20 protein-coding genes and 1 pseudogene are annotated in these 21,518 nt (G+C 58.1%); 11 read left to right on the forward strand and 10 right to left on the reverse strand.

Annotation, left to right across the window (positions count from 1 at the left end; genetic code table 11):
• Positions 1-134: 134 nt before the first annotated feature.
• Complete coding sequence (yihA, locus tag AOC04_RS20955; RefSeq protein ID WP_060696465.1) at positions 135-785, reverse strand: ribosome biogenesis GTP-binding protein YihA/YsxC; 651 nt, start codon at positions 783-785, stop codon at positions 135-137.
• Between the two features lie 190 nt (positions 786-975).
• Here yihA and AOC04_RS20960 point away from each other — a divergent pair.
• The 6 genes and pseudogenes from AOC04_RS20960 (at position 976) to AOC04_RS20985 (ending at position 6,585) form a co-directional block, all read left to right on the forward strand.
• Positions 976-1,274 (forward strand): annotated as a pseudogene (locus AOC04_RS20960) (c-type cytochrome).
• A 33-nt stretch (positions 1,275-1,307) separates the two neighbouring features.
• A complete protein-coding gene (locus AOC04_RS20965) occupies positions 1,308-1,928 on the forward strand; it encodes a c-type cytochrome (protein WP_060696466.1) in 621 nt (206 codons plus the stop codon).
• Positions 1,929-2,117: 189 nt separating this feature from the next.
• Positions 2,118-2,762, forward strand: a complete 645-nt coding sequence (gene dsbA, locus AOC04_RS20970) for a thiol:disulfide interchange protein DsbA (RefSeq protein WP_060696467.1) — start codon at positions 2,118-2,120, stop codon at positions 2,760-2,762.
• 46 nt (positions 2,763-2,808) lie between these two features.
• On the forward strand, positions 2,809-3,642 hold the full coding sequence (locus tag AOC04_RS20975) for an endonuclease/exonuclease/phosphatase family protein (RefSeq protein WP_418054955.1): 834 nt from the start codon (positions 2,809-2,811) through the stop codon (positions 3,640-3,642).
• Positions 3,639-5,681, forward strand: a complete 2,043-nt coding sequence (locus AOC04_RS20980; RefSeq protein ID WP_060696469.1) for a GGDEF domain-containing protein — start codon at positions 3,639-3,641, stop codon at positions 5,679-5,681. The genes AOC04_RS20975 and AOC04_RS20980 overlap by 4 nt, the downstream gene beginning before the upstream one ends.
• A 121-nt stretch (positions 5,682-5,802) precedes the next feature.
• Complete coding sequence (locus AOC04_RS20985) at positions 5,803-6,585, forward strand: N-acetylmuramoyl-L-alanine amidase (protein ID WP_060696470.1); 783 nt, start codon at positions 5,803-5,805, stop codon at positions 6,583-6,585.
• Between the two features lie 14 nt (positions 6,586-6,599).
• Here the strand turns inward: AOC04_RS20985 and AOC04_RS20990 are convergent, their stop codons facing one another.
• Both AOC04_RS20990 and algB read right to left on the reverse strand, forming a co-directional pair.
• Positions 6,600-8,390, reverse strand: coding sequence for an ATP-binding protein (locus AOC04_RS20990; protein ID WP_060696471.1), 1,791 nt, complete (start codon positions 8,388-8,390; stop codon positions 6,600-6,602).
• A 10-nt stretch (positions 8,391-8,400) separates the two neighbouring features.
• Positions 8,401-9,747: a sigma-54-dependent response regulator transcription factor AlgB gene (gene algB, locus AOC04_RS20995; RefSeq protein WP_060696472.1), complete on the reverse strand. Its 1,347-nt coding sequence runs from the start codon at positions 9,745-9,747 to the stop codon at positions 8,401-8,403.
• Positions 9,748-10,174: 427 nt separating this feature from the next.
• Here algB and AOC04_RS21000 point away from each other — a divergent pair, with 427 nt between their 5' ends.
• The 5 genes from AOC04_RS21000 (at position 10,175) to AOC04_RS21015 (ending at position 14,420) form a co-directional block, all read left to right on the forward strand.
• Positions 10,175-10,477, forward strand: coding sequence for a hypothetical protein (locus AOC04_RS21000; protein ID WP_060696473.1), 303 nt, complete (start codon positions 10,175-10,177; stop codon positions 10,475-10,477).
• An 83-nt stretch (positions 10,478-10,560) separates the two neighbouring features.
• Positions 10,561-10,725, forward strand: coding sequence for a DUF1328 domain-containing protein (locus AOC04_RS23665; protein WP_003437658.1), 165 nt, complete (start codon positions 10,561-10,563; stop codon positions 10,723-10,725).
• 2 nt (positions 10,726-10,727) lie between these two features.
• Positions 10,728-11,192, forward strand: a complete 465-nt coding sequence (locus tag AOC04_RS21005; protein WP_060696474.1) for an inhibitor of vertebrate lysozyme family protein — start codon at positions 10,728-10,730, stop codon at positions 11,190-11,192.
• A gap of 573 nt (positions 11,193-11,765) precedes the next feature.
• The gene (gene gltP / locus AOC04_RS21010; RefSeq protein ID WP_060696475.1) at positions 11,766-13,085 is read left to right on the forward strand and encodes a glutamate/aspartate:proton symporter GltP; all 1,320 of its coding nucleotides are present in this window, start codon (positions 11,766-11,768) and stop codon (positions 13,083-13,085) included.
• A gap of 105 nt (positions 13,086-13,190) precedes the next feature.
• On the forward strand, positions 13,191-14,420 hold the full coding sequence (locus tag AOC04_RS21015) for a nucleoside recognition domain-containing protein (RefSeq protein ID WP_060696476.1): 1,230 nt from the start codon (positions 13,191-13,193) through the stop codon (positions 14,418-14,420).
• Between the two features lie 72 nt (positions 14,421-14,492).
• On the opposite strand, the gene AOC04_RS21020 is transcribed toward AOC04_RS21015, so the two are convergent.
• The 7 genes from AOC04_RS21020 to AOC04_RS21050 all read right to left on the reverse strand — a co-directional run bounded on the left by AOC04_RS21020 (position 14,493) and on the right by AOC04_RS21050 (position 21,399).
• The gene (locus AOC04_RS21020; RefSeq protein ID WP_060696477.1) at positions 14,493-15,119 is read right to left on the reverse strand and encodes an ABC-type transport auxiliary lipoprotein family protein; all 627 of its coding nucleotides are present in this window, start codon (positions 15,117-15,119) and stop codon (positions 14,493-14,495) included.
• Positions 15,116-16,054: an MlaD family protein gene (locus AOC04_RS21025; RefSeq protein ID WP_060696478.1), complete on the reverse strand. Its 939-nt coding sequence runs from the start codon at positions 16,052-16,054 to the stop codon at positions 15,116-15,118. The genes AOC04_RS21020 and AOC04_RS21025 overlap by 4 nt, the downstream gene beginning before the upstream one ends.
• A 1-nt stretch (position 16,055) precedes the next feature.
• A complete protein-coding gene (locus tag AOC04_RS21030; protein ID WP_060696479.1) occupies positions 16,056-16,847 on the reverse strand; it encodes an ABC transporter ATP-binding protein in 792 nt (263 codons plus the stop codon).
• An 8-nt stretch (positions 16,848-16,855) separates the two neighbouring features.
• Entirely contained in the window at positions 16,856-17,986 is a 1,131-nt protein-coding gene (locus tag AOC04_RS21035; RefSeq protein ID WP_060696480.1) for an ABC transporter permease, read from the reverse strand.
• 73 nt (positions 17,987-18,059) lie between these two features.
• Complete coding sequence (locus tag AOC04_RS21040) at positions 18,060-19,100, reverse strand: DUF5924 family protein (RefSeq protein WP_060696481.1); 1,041 nt, start codon at positions 19,098-19,100, stop codon at positions 18,060-18,062.
• A gap of 130 nt (positions 19,101-19,230) precedes the next feature.
• On the reverse strand, positions 19,231-19,896 hold the full coding sequence (locus AOC04_RS21045; protein ID WP_060696482.1) for a fumarylacetoacetate hydrolase family protein: 666 nt from the start codon (positions 19,894-19,896) through the stop codon (positions 19,231-19,233).
• 108 nt (positions 19,897-20,004) lie between these two features.
• Complete coding sequence (locus tag AOC04_RS21050; RefSeq protein WP_060696483.1) at positions 20,005-21,399, reverse strand: FAD-binding oxidoreductase; 1,395 nt, start codon at positions 21,397-21,399, stop codon at positions 20,005-20,007.
• Positions 21,400-21,518: the final 119 nt, after the last annotated feature.

The following is a 21,518-nucleotide window of genomic DNA, read 5'->3' on the forward strand; positions in this document are numbered from 1 at the left end:
GTGAAGCCCTTCAATGCTCCTGATGTTGTGTTAAGTGTTGGCAGATATCTGGATCGCGCCCTAGCGGTCTAGTACTTGAACCCCGAACTTCTTCCCCCAATACGAAGTCCGGGGTTTTTTTTGCCTGCAATTCCTTATTCGGCGCTCTCGATTGCTTCTTCGCCTTTGTTCGGCAGTTCCATCCAGCGTGCCAGCACGGTGTAAGCTTCTTCCAGGCCCATACGTTTAGGGGTGGAGAACAGCTGGATGGTCACAGCATCGCCCCATTGCTTGCGGATATCAGCCTGAATTTTGAGCAGGGTATTTTTCGCAGCGCCGTACGTCAGTTTGTCGGCTTTGGTCAGCAAAATGTGCATCGGCATGCCGCTCGAAACTGTCCAGTCGAGCATCAACAGGTCGAAATCGGTCATTGGATGACGGATATCCATCATCAAAATCACACCCTTGAGGCTTTCGCGGCTGCCGAAATAGGCTTCCAGGTGACGCTGCCAGTGCAGTTTCAGCGGGATAGGAACCTTGGCATAACCATAACCCGGCAGGTCGACCAGGCGACGCTCTTCGTCCAGCTGGAAGAAGTTCAGCAGCTGAGTGCGTCCTGGAGTTTTCGAGGTGCGCGCCAGGCTAGCGTGGGTCAAGGTGTTGAGTGCGCTGGACTTGCCGGCGTTGGAGCGCCCGGCGAACGCGACTTCATAGCCTTCGTCGTCGGGGCATTGATCAACTTTGGCTGCGCTGAGCATGAAGGTGGCCTGTTGGCAAAGACCGAGAATGGGGTTCTTGAGTTGCATGGGATTTCCGATGTGAGCGGCGTCAGGAATGGACGCGGCGAGCGTGTCGTTTCCGTTTCAGTGGCGCCAGTATATAATGCCGCAGATTTTGTGTGCGCTTTGTCCCAGCGTAGGATAAAGAATACGGGAGCGGTAAACCCAGGTTGCGCAGTAGAACGCAGCAGGCTCCCAACCCTGAAAAGGTCGTTTTATGACGAAATGGCTGCTAGCTGCCGGTATCTTGATGCCACTTTAACAGCACTCAGGCTACACAGGATCCGGAAGCCGTGTACAACCGCGTTTGTATTGTCTGCCAGCTGGTCAACTGCCCGCAGCACCGACATCCGGTGATCGGGAAGCCTGAAGGCCAAGGGCAAGATATGGAAGCGCCGGTGCAGCACGTGACCCAGGGTTTCAAGGCGATGCCGCCGCGTGGTTTGTGCATGGACTGCAGTGTCGAGGATTACCGGTCACCCACCCTGTGGATGAACGAGTAAGCCCGGCCCATAACTCTTTAACCCTTAGCCGTAGTTGGATTAGCTGATGAACAAATTACTCGTGAGTCTGCTGTTGACCTTGGGCGTCGCCGGTACTGCCCAGGCCGCAGCCACCGCCCTTGTAGGCGATGCTGCTGCAGGTCAGGCAAAAACCGCTGTATGTGGCGCTTGTCACGGTCCGGACGGCAATAGCATGGCGCCAAATTTCCCGAAGCTGGCCGGGCAAGGTGATCGCTACCTGCTCAAGCAACTGCACGAAATCAAGGACGGCAAGCGCCAGGTACTGGAGATGACCGGCTTGCTGACCAACCTGAACGATCAGGATCTCGCGGATATCGCCGCTTACTACTCCAGCCAGAAAAACTCGGTGGGTGCTGCTGACCCGGCACTGGTTGCCCGTGGCGAAGCCCTGTTCCGCGGTGGCGACCTGCAAAAAGGCATGCCGGCGTGCACCGGTTGCCACTCGCCTGACGGCCAGGGTAATGCCGCTGCCGGCTTTCCGCATTTGGGTGGCCAGCACGCCAGCTATATCGAGAAACAACTGACCGACTTCCGTGAAGGCGAGCGTACCAACGACGGTGACTCGATGATCATGCGCGGTATTGCTGCGAAGCTGAGCAACAAGGATATCAAGGCGCTGGCCAGCTACATTCAAGGCCTGCACTAGGGTTGTTCACGCCGGATGCATGCCTTCGGCGGTGTTAACGATCGTTTAATCCTTGACTGTGAACCTGAAAGGGCAGCTTCGGCTGCCCTTTTTCGTAACAACTGCCGCTACACTACCGAACTCAAGCCAGAACGGGCCTGTCTGAATACAGGTCACGTTGAAGCGACCTTATTTGCCCAGGAGTAAAGCATGCGTAATCTGATTCTCAGCGCCGCTCTCGTCAGTGCCAGTCTGTTTGGCATGACCGCTCAAGCTGCCGAACCGCTTGAAGCGGGTAAACAATATGTAGAGCTGAGCAGCGCCGTTCCGGTTGCAGTGCCAGGCAAGATCGAAGTAGTTGAGCTGTTCTGGTATGGCTGCCCGCATTGCTATGCATTCGAGCCCGTGGTGAACCCTTGGGTCGAGAAGCTGCCTTCTGACGTGAACTTTGTACGCATTCCTGCCATGTTTGGAGGCCCATGGGATGCCCACGGGCAAATGTTCCTGACCCTTCAAGCCATGGGTGTAGAGGGTAAAGTTCACCACGCCGTCTTTGAAGCAATCCAGAAAGAAGGCAAACGCCTGACCAAACAGGATGAAATGGCCGATTTCCTGGCGACCCAGGGCGTAGATAAAGACAAGTTTCTCGCGACTTTCAACTCGTTCGCGATCAAGGGCCAGATTAAACAAGCTAAAGAGCTTGCCCAGAAGTACGGCATCACTGGCGTACCGACCATGGTTGTTGATGGCAAGTACCGATTCGATCTGGGTACTGCCGGTGGCCCGGAGCAGGCACTCAATGTGGCCGATCAACTGATCGCCAAAGAGCGCGCAGCAGCGGCAACCAAGCCTTAAGGGCGCCCTTCCCGTGAGGAGCTGGAAAACAAAGCGAACCGTTGCCCTGCACGAACCGCAGGTCAACGAGGATCATCTGGCTGCCTGCGGGCTGCCGGATGATCGGCGTTTGCGACTGCTCAGTTTTAATATCCAGGTCGGTAACAGTACCCAGAGCTACCGTCATTACCTGACCCGCAGCTGGCAGCATGTACTGCCGCACAAAGGGCGGGCCGGTAACCTGGACAAGATAGGCGACTTGTTGAGCGACTTCGATCTGGTCGCTTTGCAGGAAGCTGATGGTGGCAGCCTTCGATCCGGCTACATCAATCAAGTCAAATACCTGGCCCAACAGGGCGAATTCCCTTACTGGTATCAACAACTCAATCGCAATCTGGGTCGCCTGGCCCAGCACAGCAATGGCGTGCTCAGCCGGCTGCGCCCTACGGCGATTGAAGATCATCCCTTGCCCGGCCCTGCGGGTCGTGGCGCAATTTTAGTGCGCTTCGGTACTGGTCCTGATGCACTGGTCGTGGTGGTCATGCACCTGGCGCTGGGGACTAAGGTGCGGACGATGCAACTGGCCTATATTCGCGAGCTGGTAAGCGGTTATCAGCATCAGGTGCTGATGGGCGACATGAACACCAATGCCACAGATTTACTCCAGACTTCGCCCCTGCGTGACCTCGGTTTGCTGGCGCCGCAAATGGAAGCCACCTTCCCCAGCTGGCGTCCGCAGCGTTGTCTTGATCATATTTTGCTCAGCCCCAGCCTTACGCTGGAGCGTGTGCAGGTGCTGGATCAGCCCATCTCTGATCATTTGCCGGTGGCAGTTGAAATCCGCTTGCCGGGGACGGTGGGCGTCGACGCCCTGCCTGTGCTGAGCAGCCCCTCTTCATGAGTGCTGATGACGCCAGTCGCTGGAAAGAAAAGTACCTAAAAAGCATCGAGCGCCAAGACAAACTGGAACGTCGCTGGAGTGCCCGGATCGATTTGCTGCGCCGGGGGCTGGTACGCAGCACTCTGGCGGCAGAAGGCACTGATCGCACCGTCGACCAGTGCATGAAGGAGATGCGCGACGCGCTACGCACTGACGAGATGGACGCCGCGTTGGCGGCATTGTTGCCGCGTCTCGAAAAGGCCGTACTCGACTCCGAGCAGCGCCGGGAAACCCGCGTTGAGCAAATCAGTACGGCACTCAATACCCTGGTCACCCAGCTGCAAGCGCTGGCGTTGCCGCGGGAAGTCAGCAAGCCGCTGAAGGCATTCGCCAAACAGCTCGACAGCCGTGCAAGCCAGGCACGCGAGATCCCGCTGTTGCTCGATGAACTGAGCCATTTGCAAGGACTTGCTCTGGCGCCCCAAAGCCCTGAGTCAGAGTCGCCAAAACCGGGCTTGTTGCAGCGATTGTTCGGTGCTCAGGGGGCAGACCGGGCAGTACCCGAAGTCACTGCACCGCAAGTTACCCGGGCACAGGCAGCGACACAGCCTGCGCTCGCCAAACCCCCTGCAGCACCTCCATCGCCCTCGTTGCCGCTGGCTGAAAGTGCCCCGCCCGAGCTGGAGCGGCTGCATTCGGTGCCGGTGGCAGTGGCCGATACTGAGGCCTCGTCGCCGCACCCTCAGGATGATCACGCACAGCCCCTGCCCGCGCCGCAAGTTCCAGTGCCTGAAGAGTCGCAGGAGCATGTGTCCGCCGGGGCACTGGAGTCTGTTGTCGCCCTTGTGGATGCAGAAAACAGCCTGCCCGAAGTCCTGGTTGATTCCCCAACCCCTGAAAGTGATGACTTTACCGGGCCACCTGAGTCATACGAGCCTGGCCAGGCAGAGCCCCTTGCGGGCGATGCGGTCTATGCCCTGCCTGAAAGTCCCGAGCCATCCTACAGCTCGGTCGCGGTGCATATTGAATCCACCCTGCTTGGGTTGCTGAGCGACCTTTCATTGCCGGAGCATCATCGCCCGCAAGCAGAGGCGATGCGCATTCGTCTTGAAAAAGGGCTCAACTGGTACGAACTGCTGCCCATCCTCGATGATCTTGCCGTTCTGATGCTGGCTGTCGCTGACAGTGATCAGCATGAGTTCGAGGCGTATCTCAAGCAGCTCAACGGGCGGTTGGAGTTGTTCCAGAACAACCTTCAGGCTGCGAGCGAGGGGCACAGCGAAGGTCGATCTGCTGCCGCTGACTTGCACAGTCAATTGCGCGAACACGTCGACGGGTTGCAAAACAGTGTTCACGACGCGGTCGATCTGCGCAGCCTCAAGCACATTCTGGAAAACCGCCTGGAAGGCCTGCTGGGTACGCTTGACCAACACCAGCAGCAGCGCGATGCACGGGAGCAAGAGGTCGCCGCGCACCTGCAAGCCCTGGCCGAGCGGGTTGTACAAATGGAACAGCAAGCCCAGGGCTATCGCGAGCACCTTGAAGAGCAGCGCCAGAAAGCCCTGATTGACCCTCTCACCGGTTTGCCCAACCGTGCGGCCTGGGGCGAGCGACTTGGACTTGAAGTCAGACGCTGGCAAACAGAAGCAAGTCCGTTGTTGATCGCCATGCTCGACCTTGATCATTTCAAGCGCATCAATGATGGTTATGGTCATCTGGCGGGCGATAAAGTGCTGAAGATTATTGCCACTCAGCTACGCAAGCACCTGCGCCCCGGCGACTTTATCGCCCGTTTTGGCGGTGAGGAGTTTGTGCTGTTGATCCCTGGCGCCACGCTGGCCACGGGTGCGCCATTGCTCGAAAAGCTGCGTGCGGCCATTGCAGGCTGTCCGTTTCACTTCAAGGGCGAGCCAGTCACCATCACCGCTTCTATCGGTGTCTCGGCATTCAGGCCGGGTGACCGCAGCGAGCATGTACTCAAGCGTGCAGATGACGCCCTGTATCGGGCCAAGCATAACGGGCGAAATTGCATTGAGACCGACCTCCAGCCGCAGCCCTGAAGGTTCTGCGAGCGGCTACAGGGTTGCAGGCGGTGGTGAGGTGCAAGAGGTTGCGTTCAGATGCACCCGCAGCCAGTAAGGTATGCTGGCGCATTAATATTTTCCTGTGTTGGCTCCGCCCATGAAATTCTCAGCGCTTCTTATTGTGTTTCTTGCCCTGCTGGCCGGTTGTACCGGCGGCCTTCGCATGGATACCAGCCATCCTTCGGTCAACCACGACAGCCGTGTGCAGTTCGTGGTGCTTCATTACACCTCGACCTCGCTGGAGCGTTCACTGCAGTTGCTCACCAGCGGGCCTGTCAGTAGCCACTATCTGATTGGCGATACCCCGCCAACCATTTTCAAGCTGGTGGATGAAAACCAGCGGGCCTGGCACGCCGGTGAGAGCCAATGGAAAGGCCGCACCTGGCTCAACTCCAGTTCCATCGGCATTGAGATCGTCAACAAGGGGTACCGCGATACACCGAACGGGCGGGTCTGGTATCCCTACACCGAAGGGCAGGTCCAGTCGTTGATCGCGCTGCTCAAAGACATCACGACGCGTTACAAAATCGATGCACACAACATTATTGGTCACAGCGACATAGCGCCCCTGCGCAAGCTTGACCCGGGCCCGCTGTTTCCCTGGAAGCGCCTGGCCGAGGCAGGCTTCGGTGTCTGGCCAGAGGCTCAGGCCGTAGCCCGCGAGCAGGCTTTGTTTGCCAACGCGTTGCCAAGTATTACCTGGTTTCAGCAGCAGTTAGCGCTATTGGGCTACGAGACACCGCAGACCGGTGAGCTGGACGTTGCTACTCGCCATGTACTGGCGGCCTTCCAGATGCACTTTCGGCCAGCACTGTTTGATGGCACCCCCGATGCAGAAAGTGCGGCCATCCTGAAAGTACTGAATACACAAACCCGGTAATGACCAGGAAAGCGCTATAACAGGGGCAAGGCCATATAAAACTGGGTGCCCTGTCCCGGGCGCGAATAGACGCCGATCCGCCCGCCGTGCAATTGCACGATCTCCTTGCACAGCGCCAACCCAAGGCCGGCGCCGCCCTTTTTGCGCCCTACCTGCACAAAGGGTTCGAAAATCCTTCCTTGCTGGCCGTAGGCAATACCTTCGCCATTGTCTTCGACGCTGATAATCACCCGCTCGCCATGCCGGCGCGCCTGCAGGCGAATTTGACCGCCGCTGCCGGTGTGGCGCAAGGCATTGTCCAGCAGGTTATCCAGGACACGTTCGAGCTGGGCCTGGTCGGCATTCAAGCCCGGCAGCGGAGACTGCAACTCGACCAGCAACTCGACACCCTTGGCAGCTGCCCTCGCCGCGAAGCGGGCCCGGGCATCTTCCAGCATGTCCGGCAGGTCGCACGGGGCCAGCGTCAGCTTTTGCATGCCGTTTTGATAGCGGGAAAAGTTCAGCAGGTCATTGATCAGCTGCATCAGGCGCTGCATCTCTTCATTGACGGTGTTGAGCAGGTCGGTTTCACGGGACTGCGGGTCAAATTTGGCACGCTCCAGAAACAAACCGAAGGCCATATGCATACCGGTGACCGGGGTGCGCAACTCGTGGGAGGCGCGTAGCACAAACTCGCTGCGAACCCGTTCAAAGGCCCGTTGCTCCGTGACGTCATGCAGCACCATCACCGCGCCCAGAATTGGCCCTTTGGGCTGGCTGACCGGGGTCAGGCTGTAGGTAAGCAGGCGGTTTTCACCCTCAATATCGACGCTCAAGTCTTCCGGGGCGCGTTCAAGGCTGCCGCCACGCAAGACCGTCAGCAATTGTTGATCGAGTTCGGGGCGCATCAATGCCTCGCCCAGCGGCTGACTCAGACGGCTTTCGTCCCATCCCAGCTGGCGTTGAGCCACAGGATTCAAATGCTCAAGGCGGCCCTGCTGATCAATCATCAGCAACCCGTCGTCAATGCTGTCGAGCACTGCCTGAAGCCGCTGCTGACCTGCCAGAAGTTCGTCGACATTGGTCGCCTGATGCTGGCGCAAGGCTTCGGCCATGATCCCGAAACGCCGGGTCAGCAGGTTCATCTCAGTGGCCGAAGAAAGTGGCAGCACCACCTCGAAGTTGCCTTTACCTATATTGTCGGCGGCTTTGGCCAGCGCCTCGATCGGCGCGCCAAAACGTCGGGCTATGCCGTGGGCGGTAATAAAACCAATGGTCAATACCGCAAGTCCCACAAGCCCCAGTAACCAGGCAATGATCAGTGCCCGGTCACGGGCGGAGGCCTGGGCGGCATAGATGTTGTCGAGTGCCTGGCGGTGCTCGGCAATCAGGCCGTTGCGCAACAGGTTGAAGCTGTTCCTCAGCTCGTTGTCAGTACTCAGGTCAGGCGTGCTGTCATGCGTGGAATTAAGCGCTTTCAGAAAGCTCTCATAGTCCGCGCGAGCCTGGACAAAGCCGTTGTGCAGATTGTTTTTGCGTTCATGCTCGATGCCCTCATCGAGCAGCTGCTGGTACTCATTGATGGAGGCCTGCAGTGCTTTGGGGTCTTGCCGGGTGCTCAGCATCAGGATCAGTTGGTCACCCAGGCTTTGACGCAGTTTCAGGCCCAGATCGAGGGTGATGAAGTTGTTGCGGATCAGCGCCTCCTGGGTTTGAGCCATTTGCATCACGCTGACGACGCCGAGCAGCAGCCCGAGCAGCGCCACCGTAATCAGTGCAGAAATGCTTAGAAACAGCCGGGTGCGCAGCTTGATCGCAAGTTTCATCGTATACGGCTCACAAGTTGTACTGCTTGCGCTTGCGATAGAGTGTCGAAGCGTCGATACCCAGGGTTTTTGCCGCCTGGTCCAGGGTTTCGCTGGTGGCCAGTACCGCACCGATGTGCGCTTTTTCCAGTTGGTCGAGACTCAGTGCTGAACCAATGCGCGGAGTGTTCGGGGTGGTTTGCTCGGCCATGCCCAAGTGGCTGATTTCAACAACTTCCTGCGGGCAAATAATGCTCGCTCGTTCTACCACGTTGCGCAGTTCCCGGATGTTGCCCGGCCAGCGGTAGTTGGCCAGCGCCAGCCTGGCTTCTTCGCTGAAACCCCGGGCCGGACGGGCGTACTCTTTTACGAAGCGGGCCAGAAAGCGGTCGGCCAGGGTCAGAATGTCTTCACTGCGTTCGCGCAACGGCGGTAAATGCAGGGTGATGACGTTCAGGCGGTACAGCAGGTCTTCGCGAAAACGGCCTTCGCGCACCATGTGTTCAAGATTGAGGTTGGTGGCCGCCAGAATCCGTACATCGGCGCGGCGGGTTACAGGATCGCCAACTCGCTCGTAGGCCTTGTCCTGAATAAAGCGCAGCAGCTTGGGTTGCAATGTCAGGGGGAAATCGCCGATTTCATCCAGAAACAAGGTCCCGCCATCGGCCTGGTTGACTCGGCCCAGAGTGCTTTCACTGGCGCCGGTGAATGCTCCGCGAGTGTGGCCGAACAGCTCGCTTTCCATCAATTCGGCGGTCAGCGACGGGCAGTTAATGGTCACACAGGACTTTTTAGCCCGTTTGCTCCAACCATGAATAGCCTGCGCCAGCTCGCCCTTACCGGTCCCGGACTCACCGAGAATCAGGATGTTGGCATCGGTGCCGGCAACCTGGCGCGCGGTTTCCAGCACGGCCATCATGGCCGGACTGTGAGAATCGAGCCCGTCCTTTGGCTTGCGGATCTCACCTTCAAGGGCTTCGAGACGGGCGGACAGCTGGCGTACCTCCAGCTGCTTGGCCGTTGCCAGTCGCAGTTGGTCAGGGCTGCACGGTTTCACCAGATAGTCGGCTGCACCCGCCTGAATGGCGTCCACGGCGGTGTCCACGGCCGAGTGAGCAGTCACTATTACGACCCGCATCCACGGGGCCTGAATGCGCATCTGGGCCAGTACATCCAGGCCATTGTCTTCACCCAGGCGCAAGTCCAGAAAACACAGGTCGAACACTTGCCGCTGCAACAGCGCATCGGCCTGGGCCGCGCTGTTGGCGGTGGCGACGGTGTAACCCTCGTCTTCGAGGCAATAGCGGAATGTGCGCAGGATGGCAGATTCATCGTCGACCAGCAGAATGCGGCCCTGGTGTTCTTTGGCTGACTCCATTTCCTGCCTTCCTTTATGTGTGTTCAGGGTTAGTGTCGGAATAATCGGGCAAGTTGCATGATTTTTTCACGAATCTTTAAGAGGCTAGCAGGGAAGCCATACGCCTGCATTGGCTAACTCGATGATTTTACTGATTTTTAACCTGTCTTTTGCGCATCGGTGGACTGCTCATTTACCCCGTTTGGTTCGTGGGGGTCGTATCGACCGGTGCAGATCGTGCAGAACGCACGACCTTCTCGGCAGGCATCGTGCAGGATGCGCGCCCGGCAGTCTTCACATATGTCATAACTTATTGATCTATAAAGGTTTTATTTTTTTAAAAAGCTGGCATGCCGTCTGCACTATCCCTAGTAACGAAATTGCACAGCATCAGTCACGACTGGCTGTGCATTCCCAACATTGACCACCGAGTGGCAGGAGTTTGAGCATGAAGCGCCAAGGTTTCGCCAGCTTTCATATGTCATCACTGCACCTGCAGCAAGGCCTGTGTGCCAGTCTTGCTTTGTTGGTGACACTGATCGGTGGTCAGCAATGGGTTCGATGGGAGCAAGCCGCGCCGTCTCAGGCAGTGTCCTTGCCCGCTGTCGTTTATCAGCAGCAGCACTTCAGCACGATCAAAACCAATGCGCTGGATTCCAGTGTCTACGCCGCTGACCGTTATGAACTGGCAGCTGCTGAAGAGACGCAAATAGCCAATTCGCAACCTGCACCGGAACGTTGGGTGTTTTAAGTGTTCACAGCCTTGAGGCCCTTGCGGGCGTTGAAGTACATCACTGGCAATACGCTATTCCCACAGTAATAAGGAGAATCACCATGTTGAGTTGGGCAGTTACTTTCCTGATTATCGCCATCATCGCTGCAGTGCTGGGCTTTGGTGGTATTGCGGGCACCGCGACCGGTATCGCCAAGATTCTCTTTGTCGTATTCCTGGTGATGTTCGTGGTGTCGTTCATCTTTGGCCGTCGTGGTAAAGGCTAATCATGATTAGCCGTTCCTTTAAGGCTATGGCCGCCGCCCTGTTGATGGGCGGCAGCGTCATGGCCCTGGCTGCAAACGATGGCCAGTCGCACGCAAACCAGCTACTCAGCGATCCCGACTATCGCCAGGCCTGGCAACAGGTGGTGAAGATGGAAGAGCGCTTACCCGAGTGGGTGATGAATCTTTCTGGCTCTGCCGAGCAGATGAATGCAGTCACCGAAGATGGCGATCAATATCTGGTCGGTCCTTTATGTGAAACCGCAGATACGTGTTCGACCAAGCGCTTGATTGTCGCGGTCAGTTTCGACAAGAAACACGCTTATGCAATGCTGGTTGAAGTACCGGCGGGTTTGCCTGCTGACAAATCACCGACACGTCACGCCGACTACCGCTTTTTGGGCAAGCCGGACGCAGGCATGCAGGCCTTGCTCAAAGAGCAATTAAAGAAGGATCCGAGCTGGTACTGAGCTCTGTCTCTTTCTTGATTCTGTAGGGGGGAACTCACTCTTGCAGGCGCAATAGCCCAGGTTTTATCTGGGCTTTTTTGTGTCTGAGCGGTAGGGGTGTTTATTCGTAAAACCCTGTCTGGTCTCATTATTTTCCAAAGTACTGAGCAGCCCGGGGTTATGTGAGACAGCGACCGTATATCGACTAATAGCAAAATGATTTATTCAGTATTTTCGATTCGTGCAATCGGATAACTCTCATTTATTTGACGATTTTTCGTCGGGTTTTCTGGACGCAAAAGACCTTGTAACAGCCGGTGTACGGCACTTATGTCGTCTATTCTTACCTTTCCCCCGTGCTTGTTGATGAGGTCTTGTCGGACAAAACCCATGCCGATTCGGCATAGGGTAGGCGTTTACGGCATTAGACGGTTTACGCCGGCATGGGAATAGTTGCGCCTTTTTTCGCCTGCTAAAGAGCCTGTACGGTTCGATTTGGGCGACCTTCTACGGGGGTAGAGGTTTCTGATATTTGCGCTCTGAGCGCTCTATTCTGAGCTTCTGCCCGAGTCCACTTGAAGTAAGGGTAATGACATGAAGAAGGCAAAACTTAGCCTCGCCTGGCAGATCCTGATTGGTCTGGTCCTCGGGATTGCAATCGGCGCACTGCTTAACCATTTCAGTGCTGAAAAGGCCTGGTGGATCAGCAACGTTCTGCAACCTGCCGGTGATATCTTTATCCGTCTGATCAAGATGATCGTGATCCCGATCGTGATTTCCTCACTGGTTGTCGGGATTGCAGGCGTGGGTGATGCGAAGAAGCTGGGTCGTATCGGTCTTAAAACCATTCTTTACTTCGAGGTGGTGACCACCATCGCGATTCTGGTCGGCCTGGTGCTGGCCAACGTGTTCCACCCGGGCGCCGGGATCGACATGAGCACGCTGGGCACGGTCGATATTTCCAAATATCAGGCCACTGCTGCTGAAGTGACCCACGAGCATGCGTTCATTGAGACCATCCTCAACCTGATCCCGTCGAACATCTTCGCTGCCATGGCTCGCGGCGAGATGCTGCCGATCATCTTCTTCTCGGTACTCTTCGGCCTCGGCCTGTCGAGCCTGAACGCCGAGCTGCGTGACCCGCTGGTGAAAACCTTCCAGGGCGTGTCCGAGTCGATGTTCAAAGTCACGCACATGATCATGAACTACGCGCCAATCGGTGTGTTTGCGCTGATCGCCGTGACCGTTGCCAACTTCGGTTTTGCGTCTCTGGTACCGCTGGCCAAGCTGGTATTGCTGGTTTACGCCGCCATCCTGTTCTTCGCCTTTGCCGTGCTGGGCCTGATCGCCAAGCTGTTCGGCTTCTCGGTGATCAAGCTGATGCGCATCTTCAAGGACGAGCTGGTTCTGGCTTACTCCACCGCCAGCTCTGAAACCGTGCTGCCGCGGGTGATCGAGAAGATGGAAGCCTACGGCGCACCGAAGGCTATCTGCAGCTTCGTGGTACCGACCGGCTACTCGTTCAACCTTGACGGTTCGACCCTGTATCAAAGTATCGCGGCGATTTTTATCGCGCAGCTGTATGGCATCGACCTGTCGATCAGCCAGCAATTGCTGTTGGTACTGACCTTGATGGTCACCTCCAAAGGCATCGCCGGCGTACCGGGCGTGTCCTTCGTAGTGCTGCTGGCAACCCTGGGCAGCGTGGGTATTCCGCTTGAAGGCCTGGCCTTTATCGCCGGTGTTGACCGTGTGATGGACATGGCGCGTACCGCCCTGAACGTGATTGGTAACGCCCTGGCGGTACTGGTGATTTCGCGTTGGGAAGGCATGTACGACGACGCCAAGGGCGAGCGTTACTGGAACTCGCTGCCGCACTGGCGCAGCAAGGAAGCCCTGCCAAAAGGCGAATAAACGTCCTTCGGCAGTTGCACCCAAACAAACCCCGGCCTTGTCCGGGGTTTGTTGTTTCTGCGGTCTGGCCGCTATCATCCGCCGTATCTTTCAGGAGTTCACTCGATGCTCAACGGCCTATGGCTCGGTTTTTTCCTCGTCGCTGCGGTGTCGGCGCTTGTCCAGTGGCTGGTGGGCGGCAATGCCGGGATCTTTGCGGCGATAGTGGAAAGTATCTTTGCCATGGCCAAGCTGTCGGTCGAAGTGATGATTCTGTTGTTTGGCACCTTGACCTTATGGCTGGGGTTTCTGCGCATCGCTGAAAAAGCCGGAATCGTCGACTGGCTGGGCAGGGCGCTGGGGCCGCTGTTCAAGCGCCTGATGCCCGAAGTGCCGCCCGGCCACCCGGCACTGGGGTTTATCACCTTGAACTTCGCGGCCAACGGTCTGGGCCTGGACAATGCCGCCACGCCGATTGGCCTCAAGGCCATGCGGGCGCTGCAAGAGCTCAATCCGAGCCCGACCAGCGCGAGCAATGCGCAAATCCTGTTTCTGGTGCTTAACGCCTCTTCCTTGACCCTGCTGCCGGTGACGATCTTCATGTATCGCGCTCAGCAGGGCGCCGCGGACCCTACGCTGGTGTTCCTGCCCATCCTGCTGGCGACCAGCGCCTCGACGCTGGTGGGCCTGCTCTCGGTTGCCTTCATGCAGCGCTTGCGACTGTGGGACCCGGTGGTGTTGGCTTACCTGGTACCCGGGGCGTTGATCCTGGGTGCATTCATGGCGTTGCTGGCGAGCCTGTCAGCCGCGGCGCTGGCGAGTTTGTCCTCGATCCTCGGCAACCTGACACTGTTCGGGTTGATCATGCTGTTTCTGGTGATTGGCGCGTTGCGCAAGGTCAAGGTCTACGAGGCCTTCGTTGAAGGGGCCAAAGAGGGCTTTGATGTCGCCAAGAACCTGCTGCCGTATCTGGTGGCGATGCTCTGTGCGGTAGGGGTGCTCCGGGCATCTGGCGCGCTGGATTTCGGTCTGGACGGGATTCGCCATGTGGTCGAGTGGCTGGGCATGGACACACGCTTTGTCGATGCGTTGCCGACGGCCATGGTCAAGCCGTTCTCGGGCAGTGCGGCGCGGGCCCTGCTGATCGAAACCATGCAGACCCAGGGGGTGGACAGCTTCCCGGCGCTGGTGGCCGCGACGGTGCAGGGCAGTACTGAAACCACGTTTTATGTGCTGGCCGTGTACTTCGGCGCAGTGGGTATTCAGCGCGCCCGCCATGCCGTGGGTTGCGCTTTGCTGGCCGAGTTCTCGGGTGTAGTGGCCGCGATTGCGGTGTGCTACTGGTTCTTCGGTTAATCTGCAAAACCATCGCTGGCAAGCCAGCTTCCACAGGTGTTGTGGGAGCTGGCTTGGCAGCGATACAGGGCCTCAGCGTTGCGCCTGCCCTTGCTTCATCACCCACTGCACCACTTGTGGCATCAGCGTGTCAGTGGCCTGGCCAAAACCTGCAACAACCCCCGGGACCATCGGATTGCTCAGCGGCTGGCGTGCTTCAAAACGCCTGGATGCCACCACCCGCTGATCGCTACTGCGCACCAGCCGGGCGTTGTACTGAATCAGCACTTCAGGGCTTTTGCCGTTGTAGCGGGTCTGGAACGCCAGTAATTCTCCGCCTAGTTCGTAATCGGCCTGCAGGTTGCTGTCGTCGGTGCTCAGCCCCTGAATCCGCCCGTCCTGGAGGAAGGCCTCGAGCAAGCGGTTACGCAGTAGCACCGGCGCCGTATCGCTCCAGCGCGCGCCTTTGTAATTGCTGATCAGGTTGCCCTCAGGTACCACGGCGATGTTCTGGCTGTTCAGTGCGTTACTGGCCATCGGCTTGTCGAGGCGCAACGACCAGCTCACCGGTGCGCTACGGCTGGCGGCAACGGGCGCTTGCCCATAGGGCAGCCAGTACACGTCGACCTGCTCGGGCTTGGGCAAAATCGAACAGGCGCTGAGCAGGCTCAGGCTGGCGGCCAGGACGATTGCACCTGCCAGGCGATAAGTACGGATCATGGCGTGAATTCCTTGTTCTGTTCGCGGCCCAGCAAGTAACCGCTTGGGTTGGCTTCAAGGCGCCGCGAAATCGAGCGTAACGTGCCGAGGGTTTCGCGCAGCTCATTGACGGCCGGGCCCAGCTGATTGAGCCCTTGCAGGCCGCTGTTGAGCGACTGTTCATTGTTGTTGATCAGGGTATTGATGGTCGCGCTGCTCTGTTCCAGCGACTTCATGGCCTGTTCTGCACTGCTGAACATCTGCTGGCCCTGATTGCTCAACATGCCATTGGCGTTGCGCATCAGCGCCGTGGTTTGCTCCAGAGTGCCGCTGGCCTGCTTACTGACCTGGGCCAGTTGCTTCATCATCTGACTGATATCGTTGCGCTGGCTGGCAATTGCAGTAGTGGTCTGCTCAAGGTTGTCCAGGGTCTTGCCCACGCGATTGACGTTCTCGCGGGAGAACAGGCGGTTGGCGTTGTGCAGCAGGATATTGATATTGGCCAGCAAGTCATTGCCGTCGGTGAGCAACCGGGCAATCGGGGAGGGCGAGGCCACAATGACTGGCAGCTTGCCGTCTACGCCTTTGAGGGGTGGACTGTTCGGGTCGCCCCCGCTGAGCTGGATGATCGAGGTGCCTGTCACGCCCGTCAGCGCAAGCTTGGCCTTGGTATCGACCTTGACCGGGGTGCCGGCAGCCAGGCGAATACGCGCCAGTACGCGGCGCGGGTCCTTGTCATCCAGGCGCAGCTCTATGACGTCGCCAACCTTGATCCCGTTGTATTGCACCGAGCTGCCTTTGGACAAGCCGCTGACCGCCTCGTTGAACACCACTTCGTAATCCTTGAAGGTACTGTCCATGCTGGCCTTGGCCAGCCACAGGCCAAACAGCATGGCCCCGACAATGACCAGCACACTGAACAGGCCGATCAATACATGATGGGCACGGGTCTCCATGTTATTGCTCCTTGAACTTGGTTGCCGCTTCGTACGCAGCGCGGCCACGGGGGCCATGGAAATATTCATGAATCCACGGGTCGTCGTAGTCTTCGACCTGTTTGATAGGTGCGGCTACCAGCACCCGTTTTTGCGACAGCACCGCAACCCGGTCAGTGATGGTGTAGAGCGTGTCCAGGTCATGGGTAACGAGAAATACACTCAAGCCCATGGCGTCACGCAGGGTCAGGATCAACTGGTCGAACGCCGCGGCGCCAATCGGGTCCAGCCCCGCGGTGGGTTCATCCAGAAACAGGATGTCCGGATCCAGCGCCAGCGCCCGGGCCAGCGCCGCGCGCTTGACCATCCCGCCTGACAGCATGGACGGGTATTTGTCGGCGGCTGACAGGGGCAGCCCGGCCAGTGCCAGCTTCACACACGCCAGATGCTCTGCGTCAGGACGGCTTAGCCCCGCGTGCTCGATCAGGGGCAGGGCGATGTTTTCGGTCACGGTCAGCGAAGAAAACAGCGCGCCGCCCTGAAATAACACGCCAAAACGCCGTTCAACTTTCGACCGTGCCTCTTCCGGCAGGCTTAACAGGTCTTGACCAAACACCCGCACCTGGCCTTCGGTTGGTCGCCGCAGCCCGACAATACTGCGAAGCAGTACTGATTTTCCGGTACCGGAGCCGCCGACAACGCCGAGAATTTCGCCCTTGTACACATCCAGGTCGAGATTCTCGTGCACGGTCTGGCTGCCAAAACGGTTACACAAACCGCGCACTTCGATTACCGCCTCGCCGGGCGTATGCATGGGAGCACTCACCAGCCCATCTCCATAAAGAACAACGCGGCCACGGCGTCGAGGACGATTACGATAAAGATCGATTGCACCACGCTGGACGTGGTGTGCTCGCCTACAGACTCGGCGCTGCCGCTGACTTTAAAGCCCTCAAGGCAGCCCACCGCAGCGATCAGAAAGGCGAAAAACGGGGCTTTGACCATGCCCACCAAAAAGTGTTGAACGCCGATATCGGAGTGCAACAGTGATATGAACATGTCGGGGGAAATGCCCAGCGAGACAACGCAGACCACCGCGCCGCCGAGGATGCCGGCCATCATGGCCAAAAAAGTCAGCAGAGGCAGGGCGATAAGGAGTGCCAAAACCCGTGGCAGCACCAGCAAGTCCATGGGGTCCAGGCCCAGGGTGCGAATCGCGTCGATCTCTTCGTTGGCTTTCATCGAGCCGATTTGAGCAGTAAAGGCACTGGCCGTACGGCCTGCCAGCAGGATGGCCGTGAGTAACACGCCAAACTCGCGCAAGAAGGAAAAGGCCACCAGGTCGACGGTAAAGATCCCGGCACCAAAGTTGGCCAGCACCGTGGCGCCGAGGAATGCCACTACGGCGCCCACCATGAAGGTCAGCAACACCACAATCGGCGCGGCGTTGAGGCCAATCTGCTCGATATGCGCCACGACGGGAGTGATGCGCCACTGTTTTGGCCGAAACAGGTTGCGTATCAGGGTTTGCAGGATCAGCCCGATGAAGCCCAGCAACTGCAGCGTGTCTTGCCACAGCTTGTAGACCGCGCCGCCGATGCGGCTCAACAACAGGATGCAGGTGTTCTGCGGGGCGACTTTGACCGGCACACAGAAGTCGCGCATTGAGGAGTAGACCGTTTGCAGCAATGCACGATCAGCGGCGGGCAGTTTTTGTGCGGTGTCGGTCAACTGGCCGACTCGCTCGGCGCCCAATAGCTCCACCAGCAGCGACGCTCCGGCAGTGTCGATGCTGGAAACCTCGTCCAGATCAACCTCGGTTTGAGCGTCGTAATGCCCGACAAGTTGCTCGGTTTGCTGTTTGAGCAGGGTGTAGTGGGCCAGCGTCCAGTCGCCGCTGATAAGCAGCCGCGCCGGATTTCTTGAGGTGTCTAGTTGGGCATTGCCCGCCATGGCCGTAATGATCTTAAGCTCCCAGCTAAGTACGCTTGAACCTTATTTAATAGCACAGTCCTGCAAAACTGCTTCAGTTTGCTTGAAGATCGCTTGCCGGTGATTGATCTGGGTTAACCCGAAAGCGCAACACGCCAATCAATTGTCCATCCTCGGTGATAACCCGTACTTGCCAGCGCCCTGCGGGGTTGGGCGGGAAATTCTGTTTATGGGTCCAGGCGCGGTAGCCCTCCTGGCGTCCTCCGTGAATATCCAGAGCGATGCGGTCGACCTCCTGGCCGTTGAGCTGCCACACATGGTAGATCCGCTCATTCAAGCCACGGGGAGCATTGATCGATGTGTAGGCATACAGACCGCTGCGGCGCAGTTCGCTGACGCTGATCTCTTCAATGCTTTCGCCCGGCGTGCGGTCTTGCAACTGGGTTGTAACCGCGACCTCGGTCATCCACAGGGTCGCGGGCGGCACCCAGGAGCGCAGTAACCAGCCCGTACCTCCCAATGCGAGCACGATCAAGGGCAGCACCAGCCAGCCGCGCCAGGTTTTCAGCGGCAGGCTCACCGCCAGGCTGGGGATAGAAAGCAGCACAGCGGTGCCCAGAGCCAGTTTGTAGCTTTCGGAGGTGGTCAGGTTAAGGATGATCGGCAGGGCGGTCAGCAGCGCCGCGAACAAGGCCAGGGTGTGCATGGCCAAAAACAGCCAGCGCCTGGGTGCCAGCCATCGGTAATACAGCGGATCGGTGATCGTCACCAGCCCCGCGGCCCCGAGCAGGCCGGTAAACACCAGCTGTCCGCTGTTCCAGGTGGTGGTAATAAAGAAGAAGGGCAGGACAAAAAACAGGCTTTCCTGATGAATCATCTGCGTTGCATAACGCAGCAGCGGCGGGGGGATTTCGCGCTTGAACACCCGGCTGAACAGCTGGGTGAAACTGTTCTCCAGCATCAGCCAGACCCAGCTCACCAGCAGGATCACGGCGATCCATCGGGCCATGCCTTGCTGGCGGTCCACCAGAATGAAACTGCCCACGCCCGAGCAAAAGCCGAATGCCGCGATCAGTCCCGGATAACGCTTCATCAACTCGAGGATGCGCTGTACGTAGTGGTTCCAGTTCGGCATTCGGCGGTTCACATTCTGTATAGGAAAAATCCTCGACAGAATAGCGTTTCAGAGAGCATGGCGTCCGGGATGTTTGCACCCTTGGCGCCCGAAACCTGCGGGAACCGACAAGCCGGGCTCGCGCACCGGTTTAACGTACGCTGCTTTCGAAGCGGCTCACGTCAGTCAGTTCCAGTACCAGTTGATCGCCGACATTCAGCGGGCCAACGCCTGCCGGGGTCCCGGTCATGATCACGTCGCCGGCTTGCAGCGAGAAGCATGCCGCCATGTGCTGGATCATCGGCACGATCGGGTTGAGCATCATGGCGCTGTTGCCATCCTGGCGTACTTCGCCATTGATGGTCAGGCGAATGCCGATGTCGGCCAGATCAGCGAAGGTGCAGCTCGGCACGAACGGTGCCAGCACGCAGGCGCCGTCGAATGATTTGGCGATTTCCCACGGCAGGCCCTTGGCTTTGAGTTCGGCCTGCTTGTCGCGCAGGGTCAGGTCCAGCCCCGGAGCGAAGCCGGAAATGGCATCCAGCACTTCTTCCCGGCTCGGGTTGTTCGACAGGGGCTTGCCGATCAGAACCGAGATTTCGGCTTCGTAATGCACTGAGCCGCGCTCGGTCGGAATCGCAAAACCGCCGTCCAGAGCCACAACACAACTGCCTGGCTTGATAAACAGCAGGGGCTCGGTCGGGATCGGGTTATCCAGCTCTTTGGCGTGCTCGGCGTAGTTACGCCCGATGCACACCACTTTGCCGATTGGAAAGTGAATCCGGGTACCGTCGACATACTGGTGCTGATAGCTCATGGACCGCTCCGCTGGGATTTAAGGGTGAAACCAACCCTGTAGGAGCGAGCTTGCTCGCGAGCCGTAAAGATCGCGAACAAGCTCGTTCCTGCAGGGATGCAGGGTTATTTAAATCGCAAAAATCTTGCCCGGGTTCATGATGCCGTTCGGGTCGAACACGGCCTTGAGCGCTTTCATGTATTCGATTTCGACCGGCGAGCGGCTGTAGGTCAGGTAGTCACGCTTGGTCATGCCCACGCCATGTTCGGCAGAGATCGAGCCGTTGTACTTCTCGACGGTTTCAAATACCCACTTGTTCACCGTCGCACACTTGGCAAAGAACTCGTCCTTGCTCAGGTTTTCGGGCTTGAGGATGTTCAGGTGCAGGTTGCCGTCACCAATGTGGCCGAACCAGACAATTTCGAAGTCCGGGTAGTGTTCGCCGACGATGGCGTCAATTTCTTTCAGGAAGGCCGGTACTTTCGATACGGTGACCGAAATGTCGTTTTTGTACGGCGTCCAGTGGGAAATGGTTTCGGAGATGTATTCGCGAAGTTTCCACAGGTTTTGCAGTTGGGTCTCGCTCTGGCTCATCACGCCGTCCAGCACCCAGCCTTGTTCCATGCAGTGTTCGAAGGTTTCCAGCGCGGCATTGGCCACCTCTTCGGTGGTTGCTTCAAATTCCAGCAAGGCATAGAACGGGCAGTCGGTCTCGAATGGCGAAGGCACATCACCACGGCCCATGACCTTGGTCAGCGCCTTGTCGGAGAAGAACTCGAAGGCCGTCAGATCCAGCTTGCTCTGGAAGGCGTGCAGCACAGGCATGATCGAGTCGAAATCGGCCGTGCCCAACACCATCGCGGTCAGGTTTTTCGGCGCACGGTCCAGACGCATGGTGGCTTCAACCACAAAACCCAGAGTGCCTTCCGCGCCGATGAACAGCTGGCGCATGTCGTAGCCGGTGGCGTTTTTGATCAGGTCCTTGTTGAGCTCGAGCAGGTCGCCCTTGCCGGTCACGACTTTCATCCCCGCGACCCAGTTGCGGGTCATGCCGTAGCGAATAACCTTGATCCCGCCGGCATTGGTGCCGATATTGCCGCCAATCTGGCTTGAGCCTGCCGAGGCAAAATCCACCGGGTAGTACAGGCCGTTTTCTTCGGCCAGATTCTGTAGATGTTCGGTGACCACGCCCGGCTGACAGACCACGGTACGGTCGGTCAGGTTGATGTCCAGCACCTGGTTCATGTAGTCGAACGACACAACCACTTCGCCATTCGCCGCCACGGCTGCTGCCGACAGACCTGTACGCCCGCCCGACGGTACCAGTGCAACCTTGCGCTCATTGGCCCACAGCACGATGGCCTGCACCTGCTCGGTGCTCTTGGGGAAGACAATGGCCAGCGGGGCCGGGGCGAAGTGCTTGGTCCAGTCCTTGCCGAAAGCGTTGAGGGAGTCGGCGTCGGTCAAGACCTTGCCAGGCTCTACTAGGTTCTTTAGCTCATCAATCAAGGCTGGATGGGTCATCAACAGAACTCTCGAACAATTCATGGTCATCCTGAGAACGCTTCACGTCGCAGGTATGGGTGTTTAGCGGGGCGCTTATGCTAGCATACGGCCCCCCCGTAGAATCGAGCCGTAGGACG

The sequence above is a fragment of the Pseudomonas versuta genome, from assembly GCF_001294575.1.
In the GTDB taxonomy this organism is placed as follows: Bacteria; Pseudomonadota; Gammaproteobacteria; order Pseudomonadales; family Pseudomonadaceae; genus Aquipseudomonas; species Aquipseudomonas versuta.